Annotated in this window: 16 protein-coding genes; 15 read left to right on the top strand and 1 reads right to left on the bottom strand. The window is 34.5% G+C overall.

Going from position 1 to position 16,788, the window contains the following annotated elements; translation table 11 throughout:
• Positions 1 to 6 precede the first annotated feature (6 nt).
• Together sdaAA and AC4HCY_RS14955 are read left to right on the top strand one after the other, a co-directional pair.
• Entirely contained in the window at positions 7 to 879 is an 873-nt protein-coding gene (sdaAA, locus tag AC4HCY_RS14960) for an L-serine ammonia-lyase, iron-sulfur-dependent, subunit alpha (protein ID WP_323430707.1), read from the top strand.
• A gap of 174 nt (positions 880 to 1,053) precedes the next feature.
• Complete coding sequence (locus AC4HCY_RS14955; RefSeq protein ID WP_323430708.1) at positions 1,054 to 1,740, top strand: class I SAM-dependent DNA methyltransferase; 687 nt, start codon at positions 1,054 to 1,056, stop codon at positions 1,738 to 1,740.
• A gap of 33 nt (positions 1,741 to 1,773) precedes the next feature.
• Here the strand turns inward: AC4HCY_RS14955 and AC4HCY_RS14950 are convergent, their stop codons facing one another.
• Complete coding sequence (locus AC4HCY_RS14950; RefSeq protein WP_491094530.1) at positions 1,774 to 3,432, bottom strand: sigma-54 interaction domain-containing protein; 1,659 nt, start codon at positions 3,430 to 3,432, stop codon at positions 1,774 to 1,776.
• A gap of 362 nt (positions 3,433 to 3,794) precedes the next feature.
• Here AC4HCY_RS14950 and mobA point away from each other — a divergent pair, with 362 nt between their 5' ends.
• The 13 genes from mobA (at position 3,795) to AC4HCY_RS14885 (ending at position 16,787) form a co-directional block, all read left to right on the top strand.
• The gene (gene mobA / locus AC4HCY_RS14945) at positions 3,795 to 4,388 is read left to right on the top strand and encodes a molybdenum cofactor guanylyltransferase (RefSeq protein WP_491094529.1); all 594 of its coding nucleotides are present in this window, start codon (positions 3,795 to 3,797) and stop codon (positions 4,386 to 4,388) included.
• 32 nt (positions 4,389 to 4,420) lie between these two features.
• On the top strand, positions 4,421 to 5,680 hold the full coding sequence (locus AC4HCY_RS14940; RefSeq protein ID WP_491094528.1) for an NAD(P)/FAD-dependent oxidoreductase: 1,260 nt from the start codon (positions 4,421 to 4,423) through the stop codon (positions 5,678 to 5,680).
• A 12-nt stretch (positions 5,681 to 5,692) separates the two neighbouring features.
• Positions 5,693 to 7,828 carry a molybdopterin-containing oxidoreductase family protein gene (locus AC4HCY_RS14935; protein ID WP_491094527.1) on the top strand — a complete coding sequence of 712 codons (2,136 nt, stop codon included), beginning with the start codon at positions 5,693 to 5,695 and terminating at the stop codon, positions 7,826 to 7,828.
• 12 nt (positions 7,829 to 7,840) lie between these two features.
• Positions 7,841 to 8,341, top strand: coding sequence for a 4Fe-4S dicluster domain-containing protein (locus AC4HCY_RS14930; protein ID WP_491094526.1), 501 nt, complete (start codon positions 7,841 to 7,843; stop codon positions 8,339 to 8,341).
• Between the two features lie 32 nt (positions 8,342 to 8,373).
• A complete protein-coding gene (locus AC4HCY_RS14925; protein WP_491094525.1) occupies positions 8,374 to 9,342 on the top strand; it encodes an ATP-binding protein in 969 nt (322 codons plus the stop codon).
• Positions 9,343 to 9,512: 170 nt separating this feature from the next.
• Positions 9,513 to 10,919 (top strand): sodium:solute symporter family protein, encoded by a 1,407-nt coding sequence (locus tag AC4HCY_RS14920; protein WP_491094524.1) that lies wholly within the window; start codon positions 9,513 to 9,515, stop codon positions 10,917 to 10,919.
• 18 nt (positions 10,920 to 10,937) lie between these two features.
• The gene (locus AC4HCY_RS14915; protein WP_491094523.1) at positions 10,938 to 11,177 is read left to right on the top strand and encodes a hypothetical protein; all 240 of its coding nucleotides are present in this window, start codon (positions 10,938 to 10,940) and stop codon (positions 11,175 to 11,177) included.
• A 15-nt stretch (positions 11,178 to 11,192) separates the two neighbouring features.
• Positions 11,193 to 11,744: a hypothetical protein gene (locus AC4HCY_RS14910; protein WP_491094522.1), complete on the top strand. Its 552-nt coding sequence runs from the start codon at positions 11,193 to 11,195 to the stop codon at positions 11,742 to 11,744.
• A gap of 137 nt (positions 11,745 to 11,881) precedes the next feature.
• On the top strand, positions 11,882 to 13,420 hold the full coding sequence (locus AC4HCY_RS14905) for an HAL/PAL/TAL family ammonia-lyase (RefSeq protein WP_491094521.1): 1,539 nt from the start codon (positions 11,882 to 11,884) through the stop codon (positions 13,418 to 13,420).
• Between the two features lie 32 nt (positions 13,421 to 13,452).
• Positions 13,453 to 14,670: a molybdopterin molybdotransferase MoeA gene (locus AC4HCY_RS14900; RefSeq protein ID WP_491094520.1), complete on the top strand. Its 1,218-nt coding sequence runs from the start codon at positions 13,453 to 13,455 to the stop codon at positions 14,668 to 14,670.
• A 59-nt stretch (positions 14,671 to 14,729) separates the two neighbouring features.
• On the top strand, positions 14,730 to 15,755 hold the full coding sequence (locus AC4HCY_RS14895; RefSeq protein ID WP_491094519.1) for a molybdopterin-binding protein: 1,026 nt from the start codon (positions 14,730 to 14,732) through the stop codon (positions 15,753 to 15,755).
• A gap of 53 nt (positions 15,756 to 15,808) precedes the next feature.
• Positions 15,809 to 16,348, top strand: coding sequence for a molybdopterin-guanine dinucleotide biosynthesis protein B (mobB, locus tag AC4HCY_RS14890; protein WP_491094518.1), 540 nt, complete (start codon positions 15,809 to 15,811; stop codon positions 16,346 to 16,348).
• Complete coding sequence (locus tag AC4HCY_RS14885; protein WP_491094517.1) at positions 16,326 to 16,787, top strand: (2Fe-2S)-binding protein; 462 nt, start codon at positions 16,326 to 16,328, stop codon at positions 16,785 to 16,787. Before mobB ends, AC4HCY_RS14885 begins: the two co-directional genes overlap by 23 nt.
• Position 16,788: the final 1 nt, after the last annotated feature.

Genomic DNA, 16,788 nt, shown 5'->3' with positions numbered 1-16,788 from the left:
GAATATATGTCTCTGTATACTATGCAGCAAATAATTGAAGCTGCAGAACAAAAAGGTGTAAAAATATCGGATATTGCTTTAGAGATAGAGAGCAAGGAAAGCGGATTATCTGCTGAAGAAATAAAAAAAAGAATGTATTGCAATTATGCCGTGATGAAAGATTCCGTATCCAATGGCATCAACAAGGCAATACCTTCCGTAAGCGGCTTAACCGGAGGAGAAGGATACAGGCTATGGCAAGAAAGGGGTAAAGGGCTGTCTGGTGAGACAATATTGAGTGCAGCTTCCAGGGCGATGGCTGTTTCTAATGTCAACGCCTCTATGGGTAAGATAGTAGCTGCTCCGACAGCCGGCTCCTGCGGGATTATTCCAGGAGTGCTGATGACCGTAGGAGAAAGGCTGGGCAAATCCGATGAAGAGATAGCAGAATCATTGATCACCACTGCCGTTGTAGGCAAGATTATTGCTCAGAATGCGACTCTGGCCGGGGCTGAAGGGGGATGCCAGGCAGAATGCGGAGCCGCCTCTGCTATGGCCGCTGCTGCAGCGGTTCAATTGTCAGGCGGAACACCGTCTCAAGCCGGAGATGCGGCTGCTATAGCTATGAAGGGCGTCATGGGCCTTGTATGCGATCCTGTAGCCGGCTTGGTGGAAGTCCCTTGCATCAAAAGGAACAGCTTTGGTGCAGCTCAGGCTATACTTGCAGCAGATATGGCCATGTCCGGAATAAAAAGCGTAATACCTGTTGATGAGGTCATTAAGGCTATGGGAGAAGTAGGCCATGCCATGCCTGTGGAACTCAGAGAAACTTCTATGGGCGGACTTGCGGCAACAAACACCGGGAAGATGCTGGAGGAGAAGCTGATGAAAAAAGGATAAATAAATTGATAATATAAATAGGCAGAAGCACTTTTCTATGTTTTATGTTTAAATAAATAATCAACTTACAAAGTTCTTTCTTCTCTTTTATTAGTATAGTGGCAATTTTGGCACAAGTTTTGCTTGTTAATATTGATAGATATGTATGGAACATAATCAATATGAGACAGCTTAATGAAGATATTAACAAAAATAATAGAAATTATGATTGCTATACAGACTGCTGATTCAGTTCAAGAAGAGATGATGAAAATGTTTATGGAGGTTATTTTTTTGTTAGATAAAGATTATTTTAATAGCGTAGCATTTGAATGGGATGAAATAAGCGAACATAAAGCAGAAAAAATTAATTATATTTTAGAAAAAATTAAATTAAATACGGGACAGTCAGTTTTAGATATAGGAAGTGGTACAGGAGTAATGCTTCCATATATAAAAAAAAGAGTAGGCAAAGATGGGAAAATAACGGCATTAGATATAGCTGAAAATATGATAAGAATATCAGAGAAAAAGAACAAATATAATAATCTATCATTTATTGTAGCGGATTTCATAGACTATTGCTCCCATGAGAAATATGATTGTATAATTGCATATTCATGTTATCCTCATTTTAAAAATAAAGAGCAATTTTTTATGAAGGCATACGATCTATTACGGCATAACGGTAAGTTAGTAATTGCACATTCGGAAGGAAAAGATAAAATAAATAATTGCCATAGAAAAATTGAAGATAAAGTAAACTGCGACAAATTAATAGACATTGAGAAAATGAAAAATTATATAAAAAAATTTGGATTTCAAGACATATATACAAAGGACAATGAAGAATACTACATATATATTGGGGAAAAATTGTAGCCTCAATTCCTGTGTATGTGGGGGGGCTGCGAATTAGTCTGACTTTTTTTCATTAATAAGTTCCAGCAAATTGTGTTTTTTAATTCTATACTGTAAACCTTGCCGATGTAAACCCAATTCTTTAGCAGATTTGCTTATATTATAATTGTGTTTTTTCAGAGAGTTTTCTATTATATGCTTTTCATATTTATCCATAATGCTATTAAGGCTCGAATCTTCTAATGATATTGGCAGGCATGTGTCAGCTGCTGAAGCGTTATTATACTTAATAATATTTTGGGGTATATCTCTTGTAGTAATATAACAATCTTCGCATACATTTATTGCATATTCTATAGTATGTATAAGTTCTCTAACATTTCCTGGCCAATCATATGATTGTAATACTTTAATTACTGAATCGCTTGTTTTAAAGCTATTCATATATGCAATTTTATTTATAAAGAAATCATATAGAAGAGGTATATCACTTTTTCTTTCTCTTAAGGGTGGTATATGAATTGTAATTGTATTAATTCTATAGTATAAATCTGTTCTAATTTTCCTGGATTTCAATAGATTTTCGGGAGATTCATTAGTAGAAGAGATAACACGTACATCACAAGGTATTTCCTTAGTACCTCCTACTTTCATATATTTTTTTTCTTGAAGAACTCTTAAAAGCTTTGATTGCAGATTAAGACTCATAGAGTTTATCTCATCTAAAAATAAAGTTCCTTTATTAGCTTTTTCTAATATTCCAGATTTATTAATGCTTCCTGTAAAACTACCTTTTTCAGTACCAAAGAGGATACTTTCAGCTAAACTTTCAGGTATTGCAGCACAGTTTATAGCTACAAATTCATTATCCCTTCTATTACTGGCACTATGTATGCTTTGTGCAAAAAGCTCCTTTCCGGTACCCGTCTCTCCATATATTAATATAGACGAATTAGTCCTAGCAAGGCGATTGGCTAAGTTTACTGCATTTACAAAATTTTCATCCTGTCCAACCAAATTATCAAAGGTATAATATAAATTTCTGTAAGATTTCTGTGTAAGAGTTCCTCCTTCCTTCACAAAATTATTAAGCAAAGTAAGTTCTTTTGAAGAATTTTCGAGAAATTTATTAAACTTTACTACGCTTAGACCAGCTACTAAGACGTCATCAATAAATATAGGATATCCGGAATTAATACTGGATATGGTTTGTTCCGAATAATTGCTTTTAAATGTATCGTAGATGTTTAATAAAGGTTCCTTATTTTTTAGAGCTCTAAGTATGCAGCTGGTTTCAGATGTTAAAGGGTAAATATCTGAAATATGCTTTCCAACAGTCAAGCGCCTGTTTAAAAATTCTCCTCTTTCAGCAGCGAGGTTAGTATAAGCAACATAACCGCTTTTATCAACAATATGTATTCCTAGATCAATTAAGTCCAATATTTTTTGATAAAAAATATTGAGATATTCGGCATTGGAAATATGAACAATAAAACCATCCTTGTTTGGTGTATCAATAATTACATATTTAACGGGGAGGTTTTTGAATATGGTTATACCTTCTTTGGTATCTAGATCAATATCTATAAAACTTAATAAATGTTTTCCGATAAACTTTTCATTTACACTGTTTTCTCTATCAAGATGCGTTTGTGAAATAATAATTATTCTATAATTGCTATCCAAAAGCATGGCAATATCATAAAGCTGCATAGAAAGCTCTCCTTTATATATTTATTTTTGTATTCAATCATTCATTTTATGTTATCGTATCACATAGCACTTCACAAGCGCAATATTTTATTGCATTAAATTTATTATTATCAGATTCATCATTAGAAAATAAACAAATATAATAGAGCAAAATATTTATGCATGCAATAATATTTTGCGTTTATATTAAATTTTTCTCGTGTTTCAGCATATAAAAGTGTTCAACATCTATACTGGAATATTGATTTTTACGCAAAAAAGTGGCATGAAAATTGCAAATATTACTTATTGCACACAGTGATTAAAAAGTTATTAATAAAGATGAAATAAATTATAAAAATCTAAATGGAAAAGGGAAAAAAATGCTTGAATACTCAGTTGCGATACTTGCTGGAGGCTTTAATAGCAGAATGGGTTACCAGAATAAAGCATTTCTAAAAATAGGAGATACAACATTTATTGAATATATATTAAAAAAAGTTTGTATATTTGATGATGTTTTTATAGTAACTAGTTCTCCTGATCAATATAGACATCTAAAAGTTAGAATAGTTATAGAAGAGTTCCCGCATTTGGGTCCTTTGGGTGCGATATCTGAAGGGCTGAAAAAAGCGAGACATGAAAGGATGTTAGTATTACCTTGCGATATGCCTTTTATAAATGAAAATTTACTAGTGAATATATTAGAAAAATCTAAAGGATATGACGGACTGGTTCCAAGGCTAAATGGACATTATGAACCATTATGTGCAGTATACAGCCAAAGTTGCCAAAAAATATTCAGCGAAGGTTTAAACAAAAACATAAGAAAAATAATTGATTTATACCCTTTATTGTCAATATATTATATGGAACTTGAGGAAATAAAAAGGTTCGGTAAATATGAGAAAATGTTTGCAAATATCAATACATATGAAGAATATTTAAAGCTTATCAATATGTATTTTTATAAATAATATATTAAATGATTATTTTGGAGGGTTGAATATTGGAAACATACAAAACCAGTGTTGCAATCTTGGGAAATGGATGTGCTGGAATAAGTGCGATTAAAACATTAAGAAGCATTGGGTTTAGAGGAAGAATAGACGTATATTCTAATAGTGTTTGGCTGCCTTATAACCCTATGCTTACCACATACTACTTATCAAATAAAATTAAGTTTGAGGATTATTTCATAGTAAATGATCATAGTAAATTCTATGAAAAAAATCAGGCTTGTTTACATCTGGGAGATAAAATAATAAAATTAGATGCTTTTAATAAAGTTTTGTATTTACAAAGCGGTAATGAAGTAAAATTTGATAAATGTTTGATTTCTGTGGGAGCTTCTCCTTTCATACCTCCCATCGAAGGAAGTGAGAGGGAGAATGTTTTTGCAGTCAGAACTATTGAAGATACTATAAAAATTAGAGAATTTATGTCTCGAAGAAAAGTTAAAAAAGCTTTAGTTATAGGGGCTTCAATGGTTGGAATAAAAGCTGCTGAATTTTTTAATCATGAAGGAATTGAGTGTTGTTTAGCAGATGCTGCATATAATATATTCCCTTTAGCAGCGCATAAAAATTGCTCAAAAATTATAGAAAAAATAGTTGAAGACAATGGGATAAGTTTAAGGCTTGGAGGAGCAATAAAAAGAATAGAGCATACAATAAAAAATACCTATGCTTATTTTGATGATGGTAAAGAGCCTGAGGAGGCAGACATAATTATTATGGCAATTGGCGTCAGACCTAATATCAATTTTATTTCGAAAGATCAAATTAAGATAGATAGAGGCATAATTGTAAATAAAAAAATGGAAACCAGTGCAAAAGATATATATGCTGCAGGCGATTGTGCTCAAGGATATGATGTGGTTTTGAATGATAACAGGATAATAGGCTTATTAGCCAACGCTAGATATCAGGGGCGTACAGCAGCAAAAAATATTGGAGGGATTGATAGTTATTATGCAGGCACTACTCCTCACAATATAACATACTTTTTAGGCACCGATTTTATTGGTATTGGTAATCCTAATGCAGATGGGGAAGTTTTAGAAAAATATGATCCTTCAAAAAACAAGTATATAAGAATAGTTAAACAAGGGGAAAAGATTCAGTGCATAAATCTAATTAACTACAAAGAAATATCTGGAATATTAAAGGCCATGTTTTTCAAATCATTAGAAGCGAATAATAGTACATTTACAGATAATCCATCTTTTGAAAGATTTGCTGGCACTATTATCAAACAAGTAATATAACAGGAGGCTTTTATGGAGAATTTAGATAATTTATTAAAAAGCAAGATTGCCTGTGAAGAAACAGGAATTGAAATTAAAAAAACAATTTGCGATATTTGTAATAATGATTCCCACTGCGCTATTAATGCATATATAAAGGATGGGAAAATAATAAAAGTTGAAGGCTCAAAAGACAATCCCCATAGCTATGGAAAGTTGTGTCCCCGCGGAGCAGCTACCAGACAGTATATATATAGTAAAGACAGAATAATGTATCCTATGAAAAGAATAGGAGCAAAAGGTTCAGGAGAGTTTGAAAGAATCACATGGGATGAAGCATATGATATTATCTCTGAAAAATTAAATGGGTATAAAAAGGAATACGGAGGTAAATCTGTAGCTTTTTTTGCTGGATTTTCAAAATGGTACAGGCCCACATTATATAGATTAGCTAACAAATTTGGTACTCCAAATTTTATCACTGAAGGCAGTACATGTCAGGTGGCTCATACTATGGCGTGGAAGCTTGTTTTTGGTGCACAGGCCGGTGCTGACTATAAAAATACTAAATTGCTTTTTGTTTGGAGCAGAAATCCAGCATATTCAGATTTGCATTGCTCGGATAAATATTTTGATGAGATTGAAAAAGGTATGAAAATGATAGTGGTTGATCCAAGAATAACGCCCATGACTCAAAGAGCAGAGCTGCATTTGCGGCTGAAGCCCGGAACCGATGGAGCATTAGCTTTAGGCATAGCAAATGTTATTATTAGTGAAAATTTATATGATAAGGAATTTGTTGAGAAATATGGTTATGGTTTTGAAGAGTTCAAAGAGTATGTAAAAGAATATACTCCTGAAAAAACGGAAAGAATCACAGGGGTGAAGAAAGAAGATATGATAAAGGCTGCAAGATTATACGCAGCAACTAAACCTGCTGCCATGCTGACATCAGCTTCTCCTGTGGTACATCATGTAAATGGTATTCAAAATTATAGAGCTGTAATGTGTTTAGTAGCTCTAACAGGTAATTATGACATAATAGGAGGAAACAGAGTGCTTCCAAGCAGCTATTTGCATGTTTCTTCTTTTGCAGAATCCAATGAGGAACAATATAGAGGAGAAAAATTTGATAAAGAACCTGGAATTGGACAAGAGGAATTCCCTGTCTGGTTTGAACTTGTTAAAGAGGAAGCACAAGCAATGAGGTTGTCGGATTATATATTAAAGAAAAAACCATATGAAATAAAGGCATTAGTAGGAGTGGGAATGAACCATAGAATGTGGCCCGATACAAATTATATACTCGAAGCATTGAACGGAATTGAGTTTTTTGTAAGCATAGACTTGTTTATGACTGAAGCATGTAAGCATGCTGATATTGTATTGCCGGCTTGTTCTTCTTTGGAACGTACAGAAATAAAAGTGTTTTCGGATAATTACATATGTAGTCCGGAAGTTGCAATAGAACCATTAGGAGAATCTAAAAACGATATTATCATTTTGACGGAACTATCTAAAAAATTGGGAATAGACGATGAAATGCTAAATATGACTTATGACGAATATATGGATTATATGATTGAACCTACAGGTGTTACTTTAGAAGAGCTAAGAGAAAATAAAAACAATCCGATAATGGCGCGAAATATAGGAACATATAAAGAGAAAAAATATGAAACAGAAGGGTTTAATACTCCAAGCGGGAAGGTTGAATTTGTTTCAAATATTTTGGCTAAATATTCAAAAACCCATGGATATGATTCTTTACCCAAATACAAAAGCTTTCAGGATATATATCCTGAATATGAAAATAATGAGTATCCTATGATTATGAATACTGGTTCAAGGAGACCTCAGTTTATGCATAGCCGAACATATAGGATGGATTGGATTAAAAACTTAGAGGAGGCAGCCTTTGTAGATATCAGCTTAAGAGATGCTGAAAGATACGGAATAAAACAAGGAGACAAAGTTGTAATCAGCACCTTAAAAGGCAGCATTGAAGCCGTAGCTAATGTAACAATTGTTTCTCAAGAAGGGGTATTGTCAATGTATCATGGTAATCCTGATGCAGATGTTAATATATTGATGGATAAAGATTTTCTGGATCCAATATCAGGTTATCCCGGGTTTAAATGCTTCCCATGCAAGATTAGTAAAAAATAATAGGAGGAAGAAATGAGTAAAAAGCACATAGATTTAGACTTAGACAGATGTGTAGGTTGTTTTGCATGTGTAGTGACATGCATGGATCAAAACTATGATGTTGAAGAAGAAGGGCCATGTTTTAGAAGAGTTGTTAAGTATGAAGATCAGCAAAAATCACAAATAAAGTATGTTTCTATAGGCTGCATGCATTGTGAAGATGCTCCATGTTTATTTGCTTGTCCCACAGGCGCCATATATAGGGATGAGGAAACGGGTTTGGTTCAAATAAAAAGAGAAAAATGCATAGGATGTCATAGCTGTTTAATGGCATGTCCATTTGGGACACCTAAATTTGATAAAGATAATAAAATGACAAAATGTACTGGTTGTATTGAAAGAGTACGTCATGGGTTAGAGCCTGCATGTGTCCAAGTCTGTCCCTCAAGGGCTCTAAAATTTGAAGAAAGTGAAGGCATTAGTTCTAATAAGCTTAAAAAGAAGTTAAGATATTCATTATTTGAGAAGGAATAGAGAAAAAATAATTTGTGGAGGTATTGTAAAGAATGGATAATTGCATGTATTTAAAGGCAATGGAATTGTTTGAAGTGCCGGAGAAATTTTATGATTTAGCAAAATCAGCACTTACTGAAAAAGAAGTAGAACTTATTGTACTAATGGGAAAGGAAAAACATTTAGCTTCTGAGTTAGAAGATTTAGTTATCCAAAAAGGTATAAGCAAAGATGCTAAGGAATTGATCAAAAGTGCATATAATCGTGCAGTTCTTAAAAAAATTAGAGAAGATGGAAAAGAAGATTTATATTATGCTATTACAAATTTATATAAGAGAATATTTTATTTCGCACAATATGAAAGCGATGAATGGAAGAACGTGCCCAAAGAAACCAAGATGGATATATTTGATTGGGGTATGGATATTTATTGTGAAGATATGAAAGAGTTTGTAAATTCAAAGATGAATGATGAGTACCTAAACAGCGATTCCAGTTATTTTATTACTTTAAAAGAAGCAATTGATCTAGTTGATAAGCAGGATTTAATATATATTGTTCCGTGCAACTGTAAAGCCTCGTATTTTCATCAGGACAAGCCTGTAAATGTTTGCATGTGGTTTAAGAATGATATCAATTACGAGCTGGATAGAGGGCATGGTGAAATCATAGACAAGGAAAAAGCAAAAAAACTATTAGTAGAAGCAAATAAAAAAGGATTAATGCAAAGTGGGGATGATACTTGTATATGCAATTGTGATGGCTTATGTTGCTATCCAATAAACCTGGCAAGAAGACTCAACACAAGGCCATATTATCCTAAGTCAAATTATGAAATAATCTGGCATGAAGATCAGTGTGTTAATTGCGGTAAATGTACAAAAATATGTAATTTTGGGGCTTTTTATTTAGATGAAGATAGAAAAGTTCAATATGATCCGCAAAAATGTTGGGAGTGCACAATATGTGCAGAGAATTGCCCCAAGAAAGCCATAGAATACAAGAAAAAGAAAAGGGAGTGATGTGATTTGAGTGCTAATATTTTTGTATAGAAAAGAGGTGTTGATATTTAACAAAACCGGAAATATATTAAATCCAGTGGGAGTATGCCAGTTTATGTAAATACCATAAATAATAAGTTCATATCTACGAAGAAAGATAAAAATTAAGAAATTGGTGAGGTGGCATAATAATGTTAAGTTTATTAGATAATATGGCGATTGGTATGTTTGCTATATTAGTGATAGGAATTGGATATTATTTTTCTAAAAAGCAAAAGAATATGGAGGATTATTATTTAGCTGGAAAATCTTTGCCTTGGTCATTGGTTGTTGGAACTCTGTTTGCGACTTGGTATGGTGCAGGAGGCTTTGTGGGTTTTATAGGTTATGCTGCAACATATGGCTTTGCTGCATGGACTGTTTGGTGTGTTGTTGCTCACGCTGTTCGTATACCTTTAGCTTTATATGTCGGGCCAAAAGCTCATGTGAGAACGGATCTTTCCATACCTGATTTGATTGAAAGCTTATATGGTAAGAAAGCAGCTATTATTGCAGCAATATTTATGTTTTGTACATGTGTTTGTATAGGCGATGTCCTAGCTTCCGGTAAAATAGCTTCAGTTTGTTGGGGCTTAGATATAGTAGTTGGTGCTGCCATTATTGTTGCAGTAACATGTTTAATTGCTGCATTAGGAGGACTAATGGGTGTTGCTATTACTGATATGATAATGTTCGCTTCAATGCTAATATTCGGAAATATGATAATACCTGGATTGTTTGACCAAGTTGGAGGTTTTGCAGGTATCACTAAAGTTTTTGAACAAAACGGCATAATGGATATGCTGCATCCAACAAAAGGTATGGATTTATTTACAATGGTAAATCTTGTTGTGCTGTCTTTTGGAGCATATGCAGATCCAGCTTTTTATCAGAGATTCTCTGCAGCAGATAGTGCCAAAACAGCACGTAGAGCACTGCTGACCTGTTTCCCTCTTTGGATAACATTTGATATGTTAAATGTATTTATGGGATTAATAGTAGCAGCTATGAAGCCAGGCGTGGATCCTGAGATTGCGTACTTTCAAATAGCATTGGGAGCCTTACCGGCTGGGATTCGCGGACTGTTTATAGTTGGTATATTAGGTTCAATTATATCAACAATGGACAGCTACTATTTAATAGGTGGATCTACGATAGTAAATGATATTTTTATTAGAATAAAGGGTAAAGAATATTTTACTGAAAAGCAAAAATTATTATATACAAAAATTGCTGTATTTTTTATGGGTGCTTTAGGCCTAGGCCTTGCATTCAGATTTAAGCTGATATTTGATGGTGTAATATGGATTAACAGCATTAACTATTCTGTAATATTTATACCTGTTTTATTTGGTTTGCTATATAATGGCAAGAAGACAGAATTTGGAGGGCTTTGCACTATGGCTGCCGGATTTATAACATTTGAAGCATTGAAATTAGCAAAATTCAGTTTAGTGCCTCCACTATTAGTTTCATATATAGTATCTACAATTGTTTACTTAATAGCTAATCAATATGGTGAAGATAGAAGCGAAAATGGATTAATTGTAAATGATTAATAATGGAAGGTGAAATAAATGAATAAAGCTAAAAAAAATGATTTAACAGTAGAATGGTTGGGAATAGACGGGTTACTAGTTGCATTATATTTTGTGGTTTGTGGCATATTAGGATATGGCATGGTTGTAAAAAGTGATTTTATATTAGGAAAATTAGCTCCTTATGGATTGATAGGGATAACAGTAGCAATATTCTTGAATTATATCAGTACGGTTGTAAATTTTATGCGTAACTTTGATAAAAACAACAAAAATTAATGATTGGTGATATAAATGATAATTGATACTTATCCAATAACTATGACTTTAGAAGAAGCAAAAATTAAAGCACAAAAACAAGGAACACCACTGGCAAGATTAGTATTAAAAAAGGGTGCAGAATATGAGCTAAAATTATTATATGTTGAATATAAAATAATTGAGTACCAATTGACATTTAGACCTAGTAGGATTACAAAATTTATCAATAAAATTTTAAGAAAAGAATCATTTGACTCAAAGACTAAAATCAGAGTTATTGGTAATGGTTCAACCGGAGGCGTAGCAATTGTTACGGATATGCCGGCAATTATTAAAAAAGAAGTAACCAAGGAAGAGATTCAATACTCTCTATATAAAGATGATCATATGGTTGAAAAGGGTAAAAAAGCTGCTATGAAACTTGTAAAAAGGCAGACAGGAGGATTTCCTGAGATGTCATTGATTAAAACTTATAGTGTATTCAGACCCTTCTATATCGCTTATTATGGAGAATTGATTGAAGGCAACAAGATAAGGTATCTTCCTATACCGGCAGATGGATGTAATAATCAAAGAACATTTTAAAAATACATATAAATTGTGGGTTTTTAGTGTTATCTAATGTTTTAGAAAGCTCATTTTTATAACATCATTAATAAAAATGAGCTTTCTAAATGTTACAAGAGCTTATAAAGATGACTCTATGGAGGTTTAATATAGAAATGAATTCAATTAATATAAATAAAGTAGTGTTAGGGCAGCATGTAAGATTAGAAGACTTAGTCGCAGTAGCAAGATATTATGCAAAAGTAGAATTTTCTCAGCAATATATAGATAGGGTCAATAAATGCAGCGAGCTTGTGGACAGATTTTCTGATGAAGAAAGAGAAATATATGGTATAACCACAGGTCTTGGAGATAATTGGTCAAAGCTAATTTCAAAGGAAGATAGAGAGGTTATACAGAGAAATCATGTACTATCACATGCAACTTCATTGGGTGAGCCAATCCGTGAGGAATGTGTTAGAGCCATAATGTTTACAATGCTAACTCAGCTTGGGACAGGCTATACAGGTATAAGAATCGAAACTTTGGAATTAATTAAAGACTTATTGAATAATAAAATTACTCCTATTGTACCGAAGCATGGATCAGTAGGATATATTGGGCTGGAAGCTCATATAGGAATAGTTTTAATTGGTGAAGGCAATGCATGGTATGATAATGAATTATTATCAGGAGACGATGCATTAAAAGCTGCTGGTTTAAAACCTATTAAGTTGAGGAGTAAAGAAGGATTATCTTTAGTGTCTGGTACAACATCCGTAACAGGAATAACATCATTAGCGCTATATGATGCTATTGTTGGGGTAAAAACAGCAGACATATCCAGTGCAATGTCACTGGAAGTTTTAAAAGGAAATTTAATGGCAATGGATGAGAGGATAATGAATGTAAGGCCTCATGTTGACCAAAAAAATACTGCTGCAAATATAAGAAGGATATTAGCAGAGAGCAAAATAGTTGAAGAATATAAAAACCATAGAGTTCAAGATGCATTATCCTTAAGATGCATCCCTCAGCTTCATGGGGCTGTCAAAAAGGGATTAAAAGATAGTTTAAAAACAATAGAAGTAGAGTTAAATTCGGCTGTAGATAACCCATTACTTTTCTCAGAAGGAGATGATGGGGTTGCATTGATGGGCTGTAACGCAGACGGAGCTTATGTAGGTATAGCTGCCGATATCATAGCTATAGCAATGACAAATTTAATGAAGATGTCTGAACGAAGGATAGATAGATTGGTGAATAGACACGTCAGCGAGCTTCCTCCATTCTTAAATATTAGTCCGGGATTAAATAATGGTTTAATGATACCTCAATATTCTGCTGCTGGCATAGTGGGCGAAATGAGGCTTTATTGTCATCCTGCAACTATAGATAATGTTTCCACATGTGCAAATCAGGAGGATTATGTAAGTATGGGATATAATGCAGCATTAAAGGCATACGAATGTGTATACCTAGCTAAATATATATTAGCAATAGAGCTTCTGTTTGCATGTCAAGCTCAGGATTTTTATAAGGACTTGAAATCTTCTCCTGCTACAAAAAAAGTGCATGATCTAATAAGGGAAAAGGTTCCGTTTATTGAAAACGATCAAAATACTCACCCGTATATTGAGTTCATTGCAAAATTAGTGAAGAATGGAAAAATAATAAATACAGTTGAAGATCAAATAGGGAAGCTTGATTTTTAATATCAAATGCGTAATTGAAGGAGTTGACTGAATTGGAGATTAACATAGCATTTGACGAAGCCCTACAGTTGTTGCTTGAGAAATGTTCTATAACTAGTAAGGAGAAGGTTAACCTGAGGGATTCCTTGGGGAGAGTGTTGGCTGAGGACATTATGGCAGAAGAAGATATACCGAAGTTTAAACGCTCTCCACTGGACGGTTACGCATTTCGAGCTCAGGACACGATTAATGCTAATGATAGGAATCCGGTCACTCTAGAGGTTATTGAAGAGGTGCCTGCCGGATATGTGTCCAAATACAAGGTAACTCCAGGGAAGGCAATCAAAGTAATGACAGGAACTGCCATACCTGAAGGTGCCGACGCTGTAGTGAGATATGAGAAAGCTAAAGAAGAAGGTCATTTAGTTAAAATTTTTTCTTCTTTTAAATCTGGACAAAATATTGTACCGGTTGGGGATGATGTGGTAAAGAGTCAGATTATTGCATATAAAGGACAGGTGTTGAATGCACCATTGCTAGGTCTTTTCGCTGCCCTTGGAATTACTGAAGTTTGGGTGTACAGGAAGCCTAAAATAGCAGTTATTAGTACTGGGAATGAACTTCAGGATATCAGTGAAATACCTGAACCTGGCAAGATACGAAACAGTAACAAGTATACTCTAGAAGCATATATTAAGGAATTAGGTGGAATTCCGGTTATTTTGGGTACAGCCAAAGATAGGGCTGAAGATGTGGCCTTGCTTGTTGCTGAAGGCCTTGAGAGAGCTGATATGGTTATCACTACAGGAGGTGTATCAGTAGGAGATTATGATATTGTAAAGGATGCAGTTAAGAGCATAGGTGCTGATATAGTATTCTGGAGAATAGATATGAAGCCTGGGTCTCCTACGCTTTTTAGTGTTAAAGATGGGAAAGTAATATTAGGTTTGTCAGGAAATCCGGCGTCTGCTATGGTAGTATTTCAACTGTTAGGGGCTTCTTTTATTAAGAAGCTTGGGGGCAGAACTGACTACTTGCTTACTAAGATAATAGTTACTCTAAAAGACAACTATAATAAGGTCAGTCCTAAAATGAGATTTATTCGGGGAAGGCTGCTCATAGATAATGGCTTGGCTTGGATGGTATTGACGGGAAATCAGAGCAATAACGTTTTGAGTTCTTTAATACAATGTAATCTTCTTGCAAAAATACCGGCAGGCAGCGGTGTGATTAAAGCAGGTGAAAAGCTGGAGGCATATTTGCTTAACTAATATACACTGTAATCATATAAGGTATAAATAATTTTTGTTGTATTTATGGGGGGCTAACAATGAAAAAAATTAGAGTGGAAGACGCAGTAGGCATGAAATTATGCCATGATATTACGAAAATAGTACCTGGTGAATTTAAGGGAAGGTTATTTGCCAGAGGTCATATCATTCAACCGGAAGATATAGGCCAGCTATTAAATATTGGTAAGCAATACATTTCAGTCTGGGAAGAAAATTCTGATGAGGTTCATGAGGATGAGGCCGCAGTCAGAATTTCCAAAGCCGTTTCCGGGCAGAACATCCAGTTTGGCGGACCTAAAGAAGGCAAGATATTACTTGAATCCACAACTAAAGGTTTATTTAAAATAAATAGCTCATTATTAAGAAAAATGAATTCCATTGATGATGTAACCATAGCAAGCAAGCCTAATAATTATATTATTGAAAAAGGCGACAGGCTGGCTGGAGTGAGAATAGTTCCGCTGTTTACTAAGGAAAAAACAATTAAAAAACTTGAGAAGTTATGCAGCCTAGAAGGAACTGTCTTCCAAGTTAATCCTTACCGGAAGCTTAAAGTCGGCTTGGTTATCACGGGGACTGAAATCTACAATGGAAGAATAAATGATAAGTTTGGACCCTTATTAAGCAGCAAACTAGAATATTATAATGCACAATTAGTTGGTCAGACTAATTGCCCGGATGATATGGGAGAAATCAACAAGGCTATTTCAGATTACCTTAATGCTGGGGCTGATCTCATAATGGTTACAGGAGGTATGTCTGTGGATCCGGATGATCTTACACCTAAGGCCATTAAAAATACTGGTGCAAGAGTGGTAGCTTATGGTGTTCCTGTCCAGCCTGGAAACATGTTTATGCTGGCCTATTTAGACAACGCAGCAATAATGGGAATTCCAGGAGGTGCTATATATAACAAGATTTCCATACTTGATGCGGTACTACCTAAGGTATTTACTGGGGAGATCATGACGAAGGATGATTTCATTGCTATGGGGGAAGGCGGATTTTGTAATTGCTGCACAGTTTGCCAGTATCCCAATTGTTATTTTTGCAAAGCAAAATAATTCAAATAAGAGTTAACTTGATAACATAAACAAAGACAAAATGGAGGTCAAAAATGGCTGATGTACCTGTAATATGCATTGTATCTAAACATTCAAAAACTGGTAAGACTACTTTTATGGAAAAACTTATTAAAGAGTTGATTGAAAGAGGCTATAAGATAGGAGCTGTCAAAAATGATTTTCATGGTTTTCAGGTTGATGTCCCAGGAAAAGACACCTGGAAATTCAGTCAGGCGGGGGCTGCAGCTACGGCAATTATTGGACCGGATAGATTTGCTCTAATTCAACAGACATCTGAAAAGAAGGAATTAGAAGAGGTAATAGAAATGATTGAAGGGGTAGATATTATACTAGTTGAGGGATACAAGAAGTCTTCAAAACCACGAATAGAAATAGTCAGAAAAGATAAGGGAACGGACATCATATCTTCGCCTCAGCACCTCTTGGCAGTGGCTACCGATGTTGAAGGGCTTTCTGCTGCTGATGGGATAACTGTGATAGATATTAATGATATCAAAGGTGCAGCTGATTTGATTGAGAAATTGATACCTTTTCACATTAGGAGGAACTATGAAAATAAAGTTAAATGTTAATGGACGATATATAGAAAGAGAAACAGACCCCACAAAAAGACTCATAGATTTTTTAAGGGATGACCTGGAGCTTACCGGAGTAAAGGAAGGCTGCTCGGAAGGAGAATGTGGGGCATGTACTGTTATTCTAAATGGGGATGCGGTAACCTCATGTACGGTATTTGCAGGGCAAGTTGACGGCAGTGAAATTATAACTATAGAAGGCTTGGAGAAAGATGAGGAGCTTGATGCATTGCAAAAATCATTTATAGAAAATGGAGCAATCCAATGCGGCTTCTGTACACCCGGCATGATACTATCATGCAAGGCGCTTCTCATGAAGAATTCTAAGCCAAAAGAAGAAGAAATAAGACGCGCAATTGAAGGTAATTTGTGTAGATGCACAGGTTACAGTAAAATTGTAAAGGCTGTAGAGCAAGTAGCCAAAAGAGAGGTTTAAC

This window comes from Lutispora sp. QWL-02, assembly GCF_058315355.1.
Note: the sequence above shows the minus strand (reverse complement) of the source record. Positions and strands in the feature narration are given on the sequence as shown.